This is a genomic window from Streptococcus parasanguinis (assembly GCF_901875555.1).
In the GTDB taxonomy this organism is placed as follows: Bacteria; Bacillota; Bacilli; order Lactobacillales; family Streptococcaceae; genus Streptococcus; species Streptococcus parasanguinis_H.
Map to the genome: position 1 here is coordinate 1 of NZ_CABFMD010000004.1, position 18,292 is coordinate 18,292.

Genomic DNA, 18,292 nt, shown 5'->3' on the forward strand with positions numbered 1-18,292 from the left:
AAGGACTCAGTCCTGTGCAATACAGAACTAAATCCTTTGGATAAATTAATTGTCTAACTTTTTGGGGTCAGTACAAATTCCTTATTTCTCTTTTTGTTAGTTTAATATCTACAATGTAAAAAACTCTAGCTATCAGATAGTTGATAGTTAGAGTTTTTTTGCTATTCATATGATTTAATGAGATTAAATAAGGCTTCTACTTCTGATGACAGTGTAGCTGATTTGAGATAAGCGTAATAAACTGTAAATGTTATCTGGTCCTCTGGTATTAGAGGGATTTTTATTAAATCATCATCTTCATCAGAAAGTGCGATATCAGCCAGTAAACTAAGGCCAATCCCTTTCTTTAAAAGTTCTTTAATAATGACAATGTCGTCAGTCTTAAAGAAAATCTCGGCCTTGTTCTGATACTTCTGATTAAGAATATCAAATGCTTTTAGGTGAATAAAATGTTCATCTAAAAGGATGAAGGGCTGATCAAGTAACTCTTCAAAAGAAAGGGACATGGCAGTAGAAAGAGGGTGATCTTTCGATAGTACGACATAAATTTCTTTCTGAAATAGTTCTCGCATCTCCAATAAAGGGTGATTGAATGGTTCAATCAAACCGAGTAAGCTGGCATCTAATTCTCCTTTGAGAAGGAGGTCCAATAACTCTAAGGAACCACGCCGTATGGGGCGTACTTTTTTTAAAAAATCTAATTCCTTTTCTTGGTTTAGGGCAGCGAAGAGATACTGCATGATTATAGGAGGAAATCCTACAGTAGAGTAATGGGCCAAGGATCGATCTATTTCTTTGTGAGCAGAACTGATCTCAGGTAAGATCAATTTTGTGTGTTCCAGAAGGATTTCTCCTTGATAAGTCAGTTTGAAGGAACGGTGTGAGGGATCGTGGTGAATCAACTTACAATTAAAAGACTCCTCTAAGCGCTTGATGGCGTATGAAATAGAAGGCTGGCTGACTTCGTGTTGCTTTGCTACGTCTGTATAGGATTGGACTTGGCAGAGATCATAAAAATACTGTAGGTCTTTTAAGTTCATAAGGGCTCACTTTCAACATCTAGGGGAATAACCAGATAAATAATATTTATCCGTATCACTTCATTTGACTATACGTTTTTTTTCCAGATATAATGTGGGTGAGTCAGGGATATCAGAGGTTATCTAAGATACTTTCGAAAATGCGTAACATCTTTTCGCGTTTATCAACAGGAACTTGTTTAATCTTCATGTTCAATCTCTTTAGTGAAAGATTTTCAGTCTTATCAGAGGTGGATTCAAGGCTACTAAAATTGAAAAACTCCTCTGGGGTCATCTGTAAAGCATCAATCACTTTTTCTAGACTGTGAATGGTCAGATTCACATTTTGGTTTTCTAGTTGATTGATATACTTAAGACCAAGTCCAGCCTGTTCCGAAAGTTCTTCCTGGCTCATTTTGTTTTGTGTTCGAAAATATTTCACTTTTTGGGAAATATATTGTTGTAAATAGTTTTTAGTTGTCATATAAATAGAATACAAGTTTTGTATGACAAAAAAACACCTTAAAAAATACAAAGTATTATATAGCGAACCTAAAGGATACTTATTTTAATTAGGATTGCTAATTTGTATCATTAGTTTCTTTTACTCGAAACTTTTAGTAAAGAGTAATTGTCGAGGATTTGATGAGTTCAGGAATTTATAAAAGAACTTAAAGTGCCATCAATGACAGTGTTTTAAGTATCAAAAGGCTGATTATAAATTTTCTCGTAGACTCATTATAACATATACATCTACAATTGTATTTTATAAGCAACAAAGTTCTGCAAACGATTCATTTTAATGGTATAATATTCGTAAAAAGGAGGTTGCACTATGACTGCACATGATATTTTAAACAATCCTTTCCTTAATAAAGGAACTGCTTTTACCTTGGAGGAGCGAAAGGAACTAGGCCTAATTGGTTTACTGCCACCTTATGTTCAAACGATTGAAGAGCAAGCAGCACAAACCTATGCACAAATGCAAACAAAGGTTAATGATTTGGAAAAACGGTTGTTCTTAATGGAAATCTTTAATACAAACCGGACTCTTTTCTATTACCTCTTTGCTCAGCATTTGGAAGAATTCAATCCAATTGTCTATGACCCAACCATTGCAGATACGATTGAAGGTTATAGTGACCTCTTTGTAGATCCACAATATGCGGGATATCTTGATATCAATCATCCTGAAAATATTGAAGCCACTTTGAAAAATGCTGCTGGGGAACGCGAGATTCGTCTCATTGTTGTAACAGATGCAGAAGGAATTCTTGGAATCGGTGACTGGGGAACAAATGGTGTCGATATTTCTGTCGGGAAATTGATGGTCTACACGGGTGCTGCTGGAATCGACCCTTCGATGGTGCTTCCATTAGTCATTGACGCAGGGACTAACCGTGAAGAACTTCGTAACAATCCTAATTACCTAGGAAATCGCCACGAACGTGTCCGCGGAGATCGTTACTACGACTTTATTGACCAATTCGTTCAAACAGCAGAACGTCTCTTTCCTAAACTCTACCTTCACTGGGAAGATTTCGGTCGCTTAAATGCTGCCAATATTCTTGAAAAATATCGGAAACAAATCCCAACCTTTAACGATGATATCCAAGGCACTGGGATTGTGACTCTAGGTGGTATCTTTGGTTCGCTAGATATTACAGGTGAAAAATTAACCGATCAAGTTTATCTTTGCTATGGTGGTGGGACTGCTGGTGCAGGGATTGCCTCTCGTGTGCTTCGTGAAATGGTCAGTGAAGGCCTTTCTGAAGAAGAAGCCTATAAACGCTTCTTTATGGTCGATAAACAAGGTCTTCTCTTTGATGACATGGATGACCTAACTCCTGAACAAAAACCGTTTGCTAAGAAACGTGCTGACTTTGCCAATGCAGATAAGTTGACTGACCTGCTTGAAGTAGTCAGAACCGTGAAGCCAACTATTCTTGTCGGAACTTCAACTCAGCCAAATACCTTCACAAAAGAAATTGTAGAAGCTATGTGCGAAAATACAGAACGTCCGATGATCTTCCCATTATCAAATCCAACCAAGCTAGCTGAAGCAAGTGCCAAAGATTTGATTGAATGGTCAGATGGCAAGGCCTTTGTCGCAACAGGAATTCCTGCTGGCACGGTGTCTTATAAAGGTGTAGACTATGTCATTGGTCAAGCTAATAATGCCTTGATTTACCCAGGCCTTGGTCTAGGAATGTTGGCTTCTGAAGCTAGCCTTCTAACAGATGAAATGATTGGGGCAGCAGCTCATTCATTGAGTGGTATTGTCAATCCAGGCCAACCAGGAGCTCCTGTCTTGCCACCATTCAAGTATGTGGCAGATGTTTCTATTAAAGTAGCAGAAGCAGTTGCTAAAAAAGCGCAAGAACAAGGTCTTGCACGTGCTAAGGAAACAGACATGGCTAAAGCAGTTCGTGATTTGAAGTGGTATCCAGAGTATAAATAAGTAAATGGAAATGGGGTGTACGAGGATGACTGAATGCTTCGTACGCCTTCAACTATACGTTATGCATGTAGAAAGGGAGACTATGGAAATCTTTATAACGTCAATTCAGAGTATTGTACCCATTATCGTCATCATCATTCTTGGTTATTTCTTGCAAGTCCGCGGTTGGTTCCAAGAGAGTTTCGGAAATGATTTATCTAAACTCATTATGAATGTAGCCATGCCAGTGGCAATTTTTACCTCTGTTCTTAAATATTTAACGTTAGACAAATTGATTAGCTTGTCTGGCGGTTTATTCTATACATTTATCGCCTTCATTCTCGGTTACCTAATGGCTTTTATAGCGGTGAAACTATTTAGAGTGCGCCCAGGCCGTCGCGGAACTATGATTAATACCTTTGTGAATGCCAATACCATTTTTATTGGTTTGCCTTTAAACATAGCTCTGTTTGGAAATCAAGCCCTTCCTTACTTTTTGGTGTATTATATTACAAATACGGTATCTACTTGGACATTAGGTGTCTATCTCATGACATCGGATAGCAAAGAAGGGACTTCCAAGCAAGCTCAAAAATTCAATTGGAAGAAACTCTTCCCAGCTCCTTTATTGGGATTTCTCGTAGCCCTCGTATTTTTAGTGCTCCGTCTTCCTGTTCCAAGTTTTGCGGAAAGTACCTTGACCTATATTGGTAGTTTAACAACGCCATTATCACTTGTCTATATTGGTATCGTTCTAGCGAAGGCAGGACTTAAGACGATTCGCTTTGATAAGGATACCATTATCACACTGGTTGGTCGTTTTATCCTTGCACCGGTCATCATGCTCCTAGTTTTGAAATTCTTCTCTCCAAATATGGTAGCACCAGAATTTAGGACCTTTATGATCCAATCAGCAACACCTGCTCTAGCGGTTCTTCCTATTCTTGCCAATCAAGGAAAAGGTGATGTGGAATTCTCGACGAATGTGGTGACTCTAAGTACGCTTCTATTTATCGTTGTTATTCCAATATTGCAAACTTTATTAGGATAAGAAGGAAGAAGATAGGATTGAAAGTTCTGCGTTAAGAAATTCCCCTATTTTAGAACCATCTTGAAATCAAAATCGGAAGAAACTCTTCTGACGATTGCTATTAATCAGTTTTGAGATGTCCTAAAAAAGCTCGTAAAGCATCACAATTCTCAAAACGTTAATCAATACGATTATATCAACGTTTCGAAACACTTCATGGTTCACACTATGGAGTGTTTTTTTGATGATTTTTAGCAAAATTCACACCACTTTTCACACCATCAATTTTTTAAACTACGAAATGCAATATCACCTACAGTCTGATTGACTTTATCTTTGGTATTAACAATTGCAATAACATAAATTTTCCATTTTAAAGATATATTATGGTAAAAGAAAAAGATTGAAGAAAATAGTCCAAAATGAACTTTGTCTTCAATCTGAACAGAGTAAATACTACTCTGTTAGAGGCGTTTTTTTATTATATTAATGGCGAAGGCTAAAGTAGTTCCTAAAAGCACTCCGGTTCCTTTTTTTCCATTACTTTTACATCTATCACAAACAGGAAATAACCTTTTATCAGTTATTGTTTTACGACAGAACTTACATTTACGTTTTTGACTAATTTGATTCTCGGACATCACTTTTATCCCCAATCTCCAATTTTTTATTTTCTAAATTTGTTAAAAAAGTATTATTTGTATCATTTGCTTCATGAAGCTTTTCTTGTAGATTTATAAATAAATCAATATCATTCTTTCCGTATTTATAATGACTGTTGATAAGTTCTAATAGGCTAATTTTATCTGAATTTTTTAACCACTTAGCTCTATTTATACGAGGAATCTTTTGTAATAAGTTAATTAGTAAACCTCTATTGGTTGTTATATCTGGTTGGGTGAGTAATTCCATTACTCCGTTATAAGAAGTAAGGCGTTCGAGAGCCATTGCTTTATTATTTAAGCTTAAATCAATGTAAAGTTGCATACCAACTATTTTTGTCATTATTTCTGTATCGTTTAGTATAAAGTCAGCATGTCTTTTTAATGAGTCATATAAATAATCTACTTGTTTAGTTCTCTTAATTATTTCCTCTTTATTGGAGATCAAATCAGCTTTGATTGCACTGACAGAATCTTCCATATAAGTATTTGCTTCATTTAAAAGATGAATTTTTTCCTCTAAGGAGACAGTGTTTAGTGCCTGTAAAACTTTAGTTCTAGCAGAGAAGAATGGAGGTAAGATGCTATTATTTCTATCCCAGTTAATTTGAAATTCTTGACTAGCTTTCATATCTAAAAGTAGATCATAAATCTGTTTTAGTTGAACTTGGGTTGATAAATCAACTCTGGAGGAATCGTCAGTGTTGTTGCTTTTTTTCTCTACTTTTTTTAATGTAACATCTTCAACACGGACATTATTTTTTGTCGTATCAACAATGACAGCTCTATAATTACCATTAATTTTTTTGGAATTTCCTACTTTAAAGGTACCATTTTCTAGCTTCTTTTTTGTTTTTTCTGAAAGACTAGCAAAATCTAATTCGTAAAAATTATCATTCTTTTTATCATATACTTTAGGCTTGGGATTAAGATGTCTATCAACAAAATTAAATAGTGGTTCCCCATTGATATCAATGATATTTGCTAAATTTAGCGATGTATTATTGTCAATTAACTGAGGTAAGGCATATTCAAAAGGACTGCTTATTGCAAATATATCAGTCGTTTTTTTATCTTCTTCAGATTTAAATAGATTGAAGGCTAATAGATTATTTTCAATTAATTCATATTCACCTTTATTCGTATTTGCAACATCGTTCATAATTTCACCTTTGACACTTATTTGTTTAATTATAACACGTTATAAAGGGTTTCTTATAAAAATAAAATAGAATATATCAAAAGATATTTGGCGATGAAATAATTTGAAAAAGAGCAATTGTGTTAAAAGATTAAATTTGGGTAGTAAACAAAATCTTTCACTAGTAAGTTAGTAAGCCCTACTTGAATTTTGAATATTTTTTAGTAGAAACAATTACTATAAATGTTGGAATATAAGGAAATTTGAAATTATGTTTCATTATTATAAAACATAATGATTGACATATATAAAACATATTGGTAAAATATAGACAAATAAAGAAGGGGTATTGACTATTATTGAGGTTATCAACAAGGATGCAGATGATAAGAAAATTTTCCCATTTATTTTATAGTTCACGAAATGAGATGTTGTATGAAAAAAGAAATTAATTATTTTAATGAGGCATTGCTATTAGCTACGAGAATTTGTAATTGGGAAGAAAAAACAGATTCAGATTTACCGATAAATTATCAAAAATATGAACTGTCAAAAGAACAGATCGATCTTGAACATCAAGATCTGATTTCTTTCTATAACAATATTAGGCGTGAAGGTAGGAGCGTTTTAAACGAATTTTCTGAAATAGAAATCTTCTTTAAAAATTATAGAAATGAGAAAACTCCTGAAATTCTTTATTTCTTGACATATTCTAGATTGCAAAAAACTATTAAAAACTATTCTACTTCTGAGTTGCTTTCTGTTATAAAATCAGAGTTTATTAAGAATATGCAATCTTTAGGATACGAACTTTCTCCAGAGTTTCACCTTCATGAAATTGATAATTTAAAACTATTTAATGAACAACAAAGGTATCTAATTTATAAACTACTGCATAATATAAATCATACGTTTGATCAGTTATATCAATTCATTTTATCAATGGAACAAGTAATTAAGAATCAGGAGTATTTGATACTTAGTAGACTTGATGAAGTTTATAGTGAGATAGGCACTGAGAAACTCATAAGTGAAGAATTGGAGTCTACAATAGATTCTCTGAGTAAAAACCATACTATTGTTGACGTTGAATATACGTTGTTTATTCAATTCTCTCAACTTTTTGGACTTAGTTTATTCATGGAGGGGGAATTAACAAAAGGATTTTGTTATTTTGGTCTGGTACCCTCCTTATTAGAGGGACAACCAAAATCAGTTGAGGAAAAAAAAGAGGATATGATCCAAAAATTATCTCTTATTTCTGATCCGACTCGTTTTAATATAATTTTAATGTTATCAAAAAAATCTATGTATGGACGCGAAATTTCAGAAGAATTGTCTATCTCAACAGGAACTATTAGTCACCACTTATCTCATTTATTAAAAGAAAATTTGATTCAATCAGAAATGAAAGGGAAAAGAATCTATTATAGAGTGAACCAATCAGAAATCAATCAGATAGGAAGTTTCTTGCTTCAATTGGGAGGTGAAAAATATGAGTAATATCCTACTATATAACATCATAAAGAAAAATTGGAAAGATACTCTTATTGCCATTATTTTTAAAATATTATTTGCGATATCTATCACGATCATGTCTTATTCATTAACATTTTTGTTTGATAGTTATAAACTCGGTCAAAATAGATTCTTTCGTGCGATATGTATTCTTGGGTTTATTATCTTAGTAACAGTACTTCTCTCATTTCTTTCGGATTACTTTAAAGCAAGATATTTAAAAAGTTCAAATATTTTGTTGAAAACACAAATCACTGATAATGTCGTGGAAAATTCATCTGATTTAATCGCGGAACGAGATACAGGAAAAGCTATTTCTTGGTTTATTAACGATGCAAAACAGATAGAAGCTCAGGCTTTTGAAAATATTTTAACTTTTATTTATATGTTAGCTCTTGTAATTAGTGCTTTTATTTCAATTTTCATATTACATTGGTCAATTGCATTGGTATCAGTAGCATTTCTTTTAATATCACTCGTTATTCCCAATTTATCACAAAAATATGTTGTAATAGCACAAGAAAAGTATACGAGAGCAAATGAAGAGTATACAGAGGCAGTGAGAGACAATATGGAGGGACTGAGCCTGTTTTTCCTTGGAGATGCGTTAGTAAGTTTTATTTCAAGGATGAACAATGCTTCAACAACAAAAGAAGAACATCAATTTAGATTTTCTATGACGCAAGCAAAGGTTGGAAGTGTAGTATTGTTGGTTTCGCTTTTTTCACAAATAGGCTTAATCATTTTTACTCTCTATATTTCTAGTATAGGATTAACGACGATTGGTAGTGTATTTAGTATAGCGTCATTATCTGGTAACTTATTTAACGGTATTCAGGGTTTGACTTCTTCCATTACAATATTTAAGTCATCAGATGTTTTATTACAAAAATTTCAGACCAAAACAGTTAATGAAACTATTGAAGTTGACTCGAGAGTAAATAATATTTCCTTAGCTGATATTTCTTTTCAGTATGATAATCATGTGATTTTTAACGATTTTTCTCAGACCTTTATTAAAGGGAGAAAATATGCCATTGTTGGGGAGTCTGGAAGCGGGAAATCAACTCTTTTACAGTTATTATTAGGATTGAAACAGGCCAAATCAGGGAGTATCTTTATCAACGGTTGTGATCTTAATGCAATTAATCTAAAAAGTTACTACAAGCGTATAGCCTATATTGATCAAGCTATTTATTTAATAAATGGTTCAATTAGAGAGAATATTACATTAGGTAAATTAATTTCAGATCAGGAGCTGGCTGAAGTGGTTGAAAAAACTCAATTGAGTTCTTTTGTTGGTGAAAGTTTATCTGGTTTAGATAGAAAACTTGTGTCGAATGGTTTAGCTATATCAGGTGGAGAAAAACAGAAAATTGCTTTGGCTCGGGCGATTGTTAAGGATGTTGATTTTATTATCATTGATGAAACAACTTCACAGCTCGATAAAGAAAATAGATTGGCCATTGAAGAGACAATATTAGGGTTACAGGATATTGGTGTTATCTATATCAGCCATAATACAGAATCTAAAGTCCTTGAACTATTTGATGAAGTTTTAGATAGTCGTTGCTTTAAGTAATATGTTTTACAATGATAGTTGTAGTCAACAAAGATATGGGGGAGATGTACCTTAAACAGATAAGAGGTTTGTCAAAAACTTTATCTGGAAATAATCTCCCTAATTTAGACTAAAATATAATGCATAATATCAGTTTTTTGAATACCTGATATTATGCGTTTTTAATTTCAAAGACTTTTAGGAATTGCTTGAACTCTCAAATCCCTTATATGTTTTTCTGAGTTACATGAAAAGTTTAACTTAATTTGACAATCTAGAAATTATTTGAGTAGATTATTTTCAAAAGAAGACGAGGTATATCAAAAAATATTTGCTACCATTTATATAAAAATTGTATCTTTCTGGACATATATTTGAATTTTTAATTTAAACATATTACAATTAAAATTGAAGTCAAAATCAATTAGAAAAGGAATATCCAAACGTGGGTACATTATTAGCAACAAGATTAAAAAATAGACGAAAAGAATTAAAAATGTCACAAAAAGAATTGGCTGAAGGGATTTGCAAACAAGGTCAAATTAGTCGGTTAGAGAGTGGAGAATATACTCCAGGGGCAGACTTCTTGTATGCTTTATCACGCAAACTAAAAGTCAGTATGGATTATTTTTTTGAAGAACATGTTGAACAGAAAATAGACGAGCTAACAGAATTTAAAAAAATAGCACGTATTTTTATTATGAATCGGAATTATGAGTCTTTAAAATATATACTTGAATTAGAAAATATTAAGACTCATCGTTTATCTTTATCTGATAAATTTTATATGGAGTGGATAAAAACACTTGTTGATTTTTATTTTTATGGAAAGAAAGACGAGGCAGTTCAAAAATTAGAGGGAGTACTTGAGCAACTAAGTACATCTGATTTGAACTATCTTCAATTCTCTAATACATTATTTAATTTTTATTATGAAGTTGGGAGTATAGAACGATTTAATAAAATTAGAGATCGAATAGAGGAAAGAGTTAACCAATTGAGTTTAAATACGATAGAAGAACTAGAATTGTCAATCAAATTTAACTATAACGTATGCCGGTATTTATGGCTCCAAAAAGATACTGAACAAGCAATTTCTAGAATTTCTACTACAATTAAGCAATGTAAAGATTATAGAACTACCTATCTATTAGCAGATTTATATGTATTAATGGGAAATATAAGCAAAAGTATTTCATCAAAAGATAACACATTAGAAAATTATGAAGTTGCCCGTTTTTTGTACAAACTTGATGAGAATATTCCTATGATGCTAAAAGTAGAGCAGTATATTTTAAAATTGACGGAATAATATGTAACGATGTTTTTAAATAACATCGTTTTAAAATACAAAAAAGCATCTAATTAGAAATAGATACAAAATAACTATATTATGTATTGACTTGTTATGTATGAGGTGCTAAAATTAAATGCAATAATACAAAAGGAGGGGATCAAGAAGGATTTGTTTTTGTCACGGGTTAGCTGACTTGCTCTATTCGTGCGATGATAAGTATTCAACAAAAGATATTCAAAGGGTATTGTAGATTACAGGAAAGAAATTATTTCAATAACAAAGTACTTAATGAATATAGTGTTTGAGGAGTATTAAGTGACAAAATAGGAACTTTATTATCTTATGTTGCACTTAAACATAAGATAATAATTTGTGAAAAAATATTTGGAATTTTTAAATGAGGCTGGAATATGACATTAAAAACTTATTTAATTAGATGCAAACGAAGTAATTCTATATGGTTGTTTTGGATTTTTATTAATTCATTATGTGTTTACTTAAATGGTATATTGAGTGCAAAAGCAATTTCTACAATTGTAAATTTTGATTTACAGGGATTTTTGTATTTAAGTGGAGCGATTTTAGCTGTAAATTTAATATGGGTATTGCAAATATATCAAAACTCAAAAGCAAGTGAAAAAGCCATACAAGAAATGTGTACCGAAATACGTAAAGATATTGTAAAAAGTATTGAAAGTAAAGGTGTGATACGTTTTGGCGCAAAAAGTGTTAGCGCCTATACCTCATGGCTGACAAATGATCTCAATACTATTCGAGATCTTGGCTTTGAAACACTTGAATTAATGATTAGTCAAGCATTAAATATCATTTTTGCAATTATTGCCTTTTTTAGTTTCCATTATTCATTATTGTTTACAATTTTGATATTCTTCATTCTAATGGTAAATCTTCCTAAAATATTTACAAAGAAAATGGAGAATAAAGCTGTTTACTTTACTGAGAAGAATGAAGAATTAGTTAAAGCAATTGATGATTCTTTAAGTGGATTTCGAATGTTATCCAATGCTAATCAACTTCATTTTTTAATGGTAAAAATTTTATCTTATTCAAAAAAATATTCGAAGTCCAGAGTTTCATATTCAAAAACCTTTGGTGGGCTTATGTCTGTTCAAAATGGGACTAGTTTTGTGAGTCAAATTGCCATGTTGACCCACGCAGGGGTCTTATATTTTAACCGATTAATTCCGATTGGTGCTGTATCTTCTTCTCAATATTTTTCATCAATTATCTTCGCTGGCTTAACAGGCTTAACGGCAAATTACGCTGAGTTTAAAACTGTAAACAAAATATTTGAAAAATTTGAATTTGAAGGTGACCAAAGTATTAATGAAAGTAATGTTAATAAACAAACTTGGAAGAAATTTATAGATAAAGTAGAATTTCAATCGGTAACTATTGAACGTGACGGTAAGATTGTCTTAGATAATTTAAATGTTAAAATTGAAAAAAATAAGAAGTATGCAATATCAGGGTCATCTGGTTCAGGAAAATCAACTATATTAAAGGCTATTAATGGTGAAATCCCAATTTCGAAAGGCCACATCTTCTATGACAATATCGATTCAAAAAATATGAATTTCAAGGATCTTCATGAAAATATTTCTTATGTTAGTTTGGAAGATCATATTTTTAACGAATCCATTTTATTTAATTTGACATTAGGCCGAGAAATAGAAGATTCAAAAATCGAAAAAGCATTGGAATTATTTTATTTAAGAGACTGGATTAATGGATTGAGTCATGGATTGGAAACTACTTTATCGGAAATTAGCCAAGACATTTCTAGTGGACAGAAGCAACGAATTAGTCTAGCTAGAGCTTATCTTGAAGAAAAACCAATTTTAATTATTGATGAGGCAACTGATGCGATTGATAAAGAAAGGCGGTATCAAATTGAGAAACATCTATTCTCAATGACAGAAAAAACTGTTATTTTTGTAAGCCATCATCTAGATGAAAATATTAGATCTCTTTTTGATAAAATTATATATTTGGATTAGTTTTAACATACTGAGATCAGTAGGTTAGATTGAAGAACGATTCATCTACCAGATTTAAAAACGCACCAATAATGGTGCGTTTTTAAATTATTAATGCTATAATAGAAATAAATAAAAGGAGGGCTCTCATGATCGGAGAAAATATTAAAGCGTTACGTAAAACACATGACCTAACCCAGCCTGAGTTCGCAAAGATTGTTGGTATCTCTCGAAATAGCCTGAGTCGTTATGAAAATGGAACAAGTTCAGTTTCGACAGAATTAATAGATCGTATTTGTCAGAAATTTAATGTTTCCTATATCGATATCGTAGGGGAGGAAAAGATGCTCTCACCAGTAGAAGATTACCAGCTCACTCTAAAAATTGAAATAATTAAAGAACGAGGGTCGAATATCTTAGCGCAACTTTATCGTTTTCAAGATGAACAAGGAATTGCATTTGATGATACTTCTAATCCTTGGGTTCTAATGAGCGATGATTTGTCTGATTTGCTGAACACGAAGATTTATCTTGTGGGGACTTTTGATGAAGTAGAGCGATATAATGGCTATTTGGATGGCATTGAACGGATGCTAGAACAAGCTAGTCATCTGGTGGTGGCTTAATGAAACTAGAAGAATTTAGTCAAGATGATTTTGAACGAGCATCCAGACGACTCGTTCGTTCTTTAACTCGTGGTAAAACAACTTCGTCTCAGCCCAAGGCTATCTTGCTAGGTGGACAGAGTGGTGCTGGGAAAACAACGATTCATCGTGTGAAACAAAGGGAATTTCAAGGTAATATCATTATCATTGATGGAGATAGTTATCGCTCTTTTCATCCGAACTACCTTGGCCTACAGGAAAAGTATGGCAAAGATAGTGTGGATTATACCAAAGTGTTTGCGGGAAAAATGGTTGAATATCTCGTAGATGAATTGAGTAAACAAGGTTATCATTTGTTAATCGAGGGCACCTTGAGAACAACAGAAGTTCCTCGAAAAACGGCACAATTATTAGCAACTAGAGGTTACCAAGTTTCACTTGCACTGATTGCGACTAAGCCAGAATTGTCCTATCTCAGTACCTTGATACGTTATGAAGAGCTCTATGCTATAGATCCTCGTCAAGCTAGAGCGACTCCCAAAGAGCACCATGATGAAATTGTAGAACATTTGGTTGGTAACTTACGAGAGTTGGAAAAGGCTAAACTTTTTAGACAAATTCAAATTTATCAAAGAGATCAATCGTGTGTTTATGATTCGCAAGTAGATGAAACCTCAGCAGCAGAAGTTCTACAAGAATGCCTCTTTGGAAAATGGAGTAAGGTGGAGAAAGAGATGTTGAAGTTGGGACAAGAACGCTTGAGGGAGTTTAACACGGATACTAAAAAGTAAGAGAGAATCTTTTTATGAGGTGAAGGTACACAGTAAGGGAGACCTATGAGAAAAATTTTAAAGAATCAGCTATATTTGAAAGTTCTGCTTTCAGATCTGATATCAAATTTGGGAGATACCTTATATTTTATAGCTCTCATGACCTATGTGACGGAGCTGAAAGACAGTAATTTGGCTGTTTCAATCATCAATCTATCAGAGACGGTCCCGATCTTATTTACAGTATTTTTTGGAATCATTGCAGATAGAACGATGAATAAAGTTGAGACCATTATTAAAACATTGTGGATACGGGTAGGTTTGTATTTAGTAGTGGCTATGGTGATGAATTTTAAGGCATCTATTATGGTAGTCATACTGGCTAGTATGGTTAATCTTGTCTCAGATACACTGGGACAATTTGAAAATGGTCTTTTCTACCCAATTTCGAATCGGATTGTGGAAAAATCAGAGAGAGAAGAGGCGATGGCCTTTAGGCAGACGGTAACGTCAACCATGAATATTGTCAATCAATCATTGGGAGCGTTTTTGATCACGATTCTGAGTTTCATTCACTTAGCTCTAATCAATTCTCTGACCTTTGCGATTAGTTTGTTCATTATGCTAGTGATCAAACATCAGATTGATGATGATTATGATGATCAAACCTCGTCTAGCACGGGCTCTACATTTCAGTTCAGAGCTTTGTTTTCCGAGATCATGTCACACTTAAAACTCTCCATCAAGCATCTATTTAGTATTAGTCATATGAAGGCTGCCCTACTTGTGATACCGATTCTTAATGGAAGCTTAGCTATTCTCACACCATTAGTTGTCGTCAATCTTTCTAAAGGTTTTGCTCTGACCATTATGAATACAGCAACCACCATCTCACTTTTAGGCATTAGTACGGTTGCTGGAGGGATTTTAGGAGGTGCTTTCATTTTGATTAGTAAAAGATTTAAAAGCCTCTCCATAGGAGCTTTGCTAAAAATGAATTTAATGACTGTTTTGCTTTCATTTGTTGCATTTTACTACCAAAATATTTATTTCATGCTATTTGCATCCTTTCTTTCGAGTGTATTCGTTAGTGCATTAAACCCTAAAATGGGAGCGATCATATTTAATCATATAGATGAAACGAAATTGGCGACCATATTTGGAGGAATGGTAACCTACTTCCAAATGGGGGATGTTGTCTCGAGATTATTGTTTTCGACCTTAGTCATCTATCTACCTTCTAATTACATAGCAGTAGTGTATATGGTGTTAGTTTTGCTAGCATTTCTATATACATTTAAAAAAGTAGAGATAACAGCATAAGAAAATTTTAATTGGCCCAACTCCACCTATCTGTTCGATAGCTGATCTAGTAAGTTACCATGTAATCAAAAATGGACTTCGAAATGTTAGACTCCTATATCCATTCAATAGAATAACAAACATGACAAAGAGCACCGTTCTGGGTGTTCTTTTTGTCTAACACTCTCTTCCTTTATGCAGGGGCGAATCCAAGTCTAGTTATCTTTCAAAAAATGATATAATTTTAATAGAAACTTTTTGTTGGATTGACGATATAAATTTTTTTATGAAAAGTGATCTTAATCTTAGAGTTGAATCTTATTTATCATTTGTCAAACTGCAATGAAAGCATATTTTTTTAATGGAGTAGTTGATGTTAAGGAAAAAGTACAGAGATTATTTATGGTTTGTAACAGTAGTAGTTTTTATCGTTTGTGTAGTCGAAGGGATTATTTATTATGCTGCGGTTGATAATACTTTTTTGAGATTGTCTTTAAATATTCAAAATGCTATAAAGGCCTATAAAATTGATCCAGATATCAGTCAAATAGATGCGATAAAATTTTTACATAGTCATAAAAATATCTTTTTCACGATTGTGACATACATTTATTGTATTGCTGTCATCACAGCACCTTTTTGTACCATTGGAGCGTTGATTATTTTTGTCAGAACCCCATTTTCATACTTAGTTGGTCTGGTTAACAGGAAGAAATTGACATCATTTTTGATTATAGGGAAAGGGGAAGATAGGGATAAATTTGTTCAATTCTTATCAAAAGACTGTAAAGTAACCTTAATTGAGGAAGAAGTTCTACAAAGAGATATGAAGAATAAGTTGATCGAAATGGGCGTTTCGATTATTCAAAAATATCCAGATGTGACATATGATACCCTACTCAAAAAAGTTCACTTGGATAAATTTAATCATATTTTGCTCTGCGATCAGTATGTGTATGAGAATTATGTTTATCTAAAAATGATCAATAAAATATACGAACATGAGACTCATTTTGAAGATAACCTGTCCTGTCCATCCATTTATTTCACTTGCAATGATCCGGTTTTCGAAAAATTAATGTTTAAAAAAGATAGTGAAAGCAATATGGAGTTTAGGAATGTCCAGCTCCTAAATGTTCAAAAGAAAGCTGTTGAGAATATGTTTGAAAAATATCCTATTTTTCAACAGTCAAATGGTGAAAATCAGGCAACAGACGATGTTCACATTGGTATTGTAGGGTTTGGTGATTTTGGGCAGCGTACATTGATTGAAGCCATGTCTTTATCGGTTTTATCGGCAGACTCTACGATTCTATTTGATATTTTCGATAAAGATATGAAGGACAAAATAGGTATTTTTCTTAATAATTTTCACCAAGATATTGTGAATGGATTGTCCTATAAGGAGATTGAAATTATTGAGGGTGAAAAAATTGGACAATATAGCCTGACTCTACCAAACAAAAATGTGGGATCTGAATCTTCACGCATGTTTGAAGTTGATGGGAAGATGGAGATCAGATTTTGGAATATCGATGCAGAATCATTGCAATTCAAACGAATCATTTCCGACTGTCATGCAGAAAATAGTTTTACCTATTTTGTGGTTTGTACAGGAAGCAATCATTATAAGATGGGGTTGTTGGAAAGTATACGAAAAATGAATACTGGAGAGAATTCTCAGGAATTTACAGGTCAAATGATTGTTTGCGGACAATCTCCAGATTTGGAGCCAGGTATGTTATTCATAGATCCGGATGAAGATGTATACTCCTATAAAGCGATTCGAAATGAAGATATTATAAACCAAGCCAAGCTTTTCAATTATAACTATACCTGTATGCACAATACAGGAAAACATCTAGATTCTTCTCTAAAAAATCGCGAGAATATAGAGATTGAATGGGAAAAGTTAGATTTATTTCATAGAGAGTCCTCTATCAGACAATCGATGCATCAATCAACAAAAAGGAATTATATCTTAGCAAAAGAAGAATTTTCTGATGTCACTCAAAGTGCAGTTAAAGAAGAATTGGAAAAAATCGAACACCGTCGCTGGAGTCTATTCATGATCTCCAGGGGTTATAAATGGGATCCAATAAAAGACAATGCAAAACAAACTCATGATTGCATTACAAATTGGGAGCATTTGAAAAAGGAACAAGATGTAAAGATATTAGAATACGATTTTACACCTTATGTCATCATCCTTAAAGAAAATCATAAGGATAGCTGATTTGCTCGTGGAATCATCAAAAAACAGGCGATGTATTATCGTCTGTTTTTTGGTTTTTATTTTTCGTCAATGAGAAATTGGCTATAGCCTTGGCTGACTAAATTGTCATATGCATTCATAACTTCCTCTGGAATGGTAACAGGAAGTTGAAAACCAAGCTCTGGATAAATGATCAATCTTTGGAGATCCCCCACCATTAAGTGAATCATTCTTTCTTTGTTTGTTTCATTTTTAATGTATTCGTCAAATGAAAGATGAGGTGGTTCTACAAACCATTCTACTTCTGGCCATTGTATTTGAGCAGTTGCTAGGGCTCGGCGGCTGAGGTAGTTTTTACAGACGATGGTTCCGGTTGAAACAGGGATATTGCAAGACTCCAATAGCTTCTTAGAAAATGTAAAATTTTCTCCGGAATTAGTAGCTCTATTTTCAATGAAAATTTTATCTTGTGGGACCCCTTCATGGATACAGATTTGAGCGTAGGTTTCTGCTTCGGTAGTGTCCCAGATAGTCTTTGTGATTTTTCCATAACCGCCGCTACAAATCAAAAAGGGAGCTTTTCCTTGATGGAAAAGAGTAGCTGCATGATTGGCAACACGTAAATCATGGGACCCCATGACAAGTAAGAAGTCGGTCCTTTTTGTGACTCTTGTTTGATTATGAAAATCATATAAGACCTTAGCCTTTTGTAATATTCTTTCTTGCATAGAT

The 18,292-nt window shown here is 33.1% G+C and carries 14 protein-coding genes; 10 read left to right on the forward strand and 4 right to left on the reverse strand.

From position 1 onward, the window contains the following. Positions 1–161 precede the first annotated feature (161 nt). Both JX304_RS01200 and JX304_RS01205 read right to left on the reverse strand, forming a co-directional pair. Positions 162–1,040: a LysR family transcriptional regulator gene (locus JX304_RS01200; RefSeq protein ID WP_205010899.1), complete on the reverse strand. Its 879-nt coding sequence runs from the start codon at positions 1,038–1,040 to the stop codon at positions 162–164. Between the two features lie 112 nt (positions 1,041–1,152). Continuing rightward, positions 1,153–1,503 carry a helix-turn-helix domain-containing protein gene (locus JX304_RS01205; RefSeq protein ID WP_205010900.1) on the reverse strand — a complete coding sequence of 117 codons (351 nt, stop codon included), beginning with the start codon at positions 1,501–1,503 and terminating at the stop codon, positions 1,153–1,155. A 351-nt stretch (positions 1,504–1,854) separates the two neighbouring features. On the opposite strand from JX304_RS01205, the gene JX304_RS01210 reads away from it, so the two are divergent. Together JX304_RS01210 and JX304_RS01215 are read left to right on the forward strand one after the other, a co-directional pair. After that, positions 1,855–3,480 (forward strand): malolactic enzyme, encoded by a 1,626-nt coding sequence (locus tag JX304_RS01210; protein ID WP_205010901.1) that lies wholly within the window; start codon positions 1,855–1,857, stop codon positions 3,478–3,480. Between the two features lie 82 nt (positions 3,481–3,562). After that, positions 3,563–4,510, forward strand: coding sequence for an AEC family transporter (locus tag JX304_RS01215; RefSeq protein ID WP_205010902.1), 948 nt, complete (start codon positions 3,563–3,565; stop codon positions 4,508–4,510). Positions 4,511–5,110: 600 nt separating this feature from the next. Here JX304_RS01215 and JX304_RS01220 read toward each other — a convergent pair. Continuing rightward, complete coding sequence (locus JX304_RS01220) at positions 5,111–6,313, reverse strand: hypothetical protein (protein WP_239649392.1); 1,203 nt, start codon at positions 6,311–6,313, stop codon at positions 5,111–5,113. 414 nt (positions 6,314–6,727) lie between these two features. Here JX304_RS01220 and JX304_RS01225 point away from each other — a divergent pair, with 414 nt between their 5' ends. From JX304_RS01225 to JX304_RS01260, 8 genes are all read left to right on the forward strand, one after another. After that, entirely contained in the window at positions 6,728–7,795 is a 1,068-nt protein-coding gene (locus JX304_RS01225) for an ArsR/SmtB family transcription factor (RefSeq protein ID WP_205010903.1), read from the forward strand. Then, complete coding sequence (locus JX304_RS01230) at positions 7,788–9,392, forward strand: ATP-binding cassette domain-containing protein (protein ID WP_205010904.1); 1,605 nt, start codon at positions 7,788–7,790, stop codon at positions 9,390–9,392. Before JX304_RS01225 ends, JX304_RS01230 begins: the two co-directional genes overlap by 8 nt. Positions 9,393–9,816: 424 nt before the next feature. Next, a complete protein-coding gene (locus JX304_RS01235) occupies positions 9,817–10,683 on the forward strand; it encodes a helix-turn-helix domain-containing protein (protein ID WP_205010905.1) in 867 nt (288 codons plus the stop codon). Positions 10,684–11,078: 395 nt separating this feature from the next. After that, a complete protein-coding gene (locus JX304_RS01240) occupies positions 11,079–12,689 on the forward strand; it encodes an ATP-binding cassette domain-containing protein (RefSeq protein ID WP_205010906.1) in 1,611 nt (536 codons plus the stop codon). Positions 12,690–12,817: 128 nt separating this feature from the next. After that, entirely contained in the window at positions 12,818–13,294 is a 477-nt protein-coding gene (gene pezA / locus JX304_RS01245; protein ID WP_205010907.1) for a type II toxin-antitoxin system antitoxin PezA, read from the forward strand. Beyond that, complete coding sequence (gene pezT / locus JX304_RS01250) at positions 13,294–14,064, forward strand: type II toxin-antitoxin system toxin PezT (RefSeq protein WP_205010908.1); 771 nt, start codon at positions 13,294–13,296, stop codon at positions 14,062–14,064. Before pezA ends, pezT begins: the two co-directional genes overlap by 1 nt. Positions 14,065–14,109: 45 nt before the next feature. Continuing rightward, positions 14,110–15,366, forward strand: coding sequence for an MFS transporter (locus JX304_RS01255; RefSeq protein ID WP_205010909.1), 1,257 nt, complete (start codon positions 14,110–14,112; stop codon positions 15,364–15,366). 352 nt (positions 15,367–15,718) lie between these two features. Further along, positions 15,719–17,581: a hypothetical protein gene (locus JX304_RS01260; protein WP_239649393.1), complete on the forward strand. Its 1,863-nt coding sequence runs from the start codon at positions 15,719–15,721 to the stop codon at positions 17,579–17,581. A 56-nt stretch (positions 17,582–17,637) separates the two neighbouring features. Here the strand turns inward: JX304_RS01260 and JX304_RS01265 are convergent, their stop codons facing one another. Next, a complete protein-coding gene (locus JX304_RS01265) occupies positions 17,638–18,288 on the reverse strand; it encodes a YdcF family protein (RefSeq protein ID WP_205010910.1) in 651 nt (216 codons plus the stop codon). Positions 18,289–18,292: the final 4 nt, after the last annotated feature.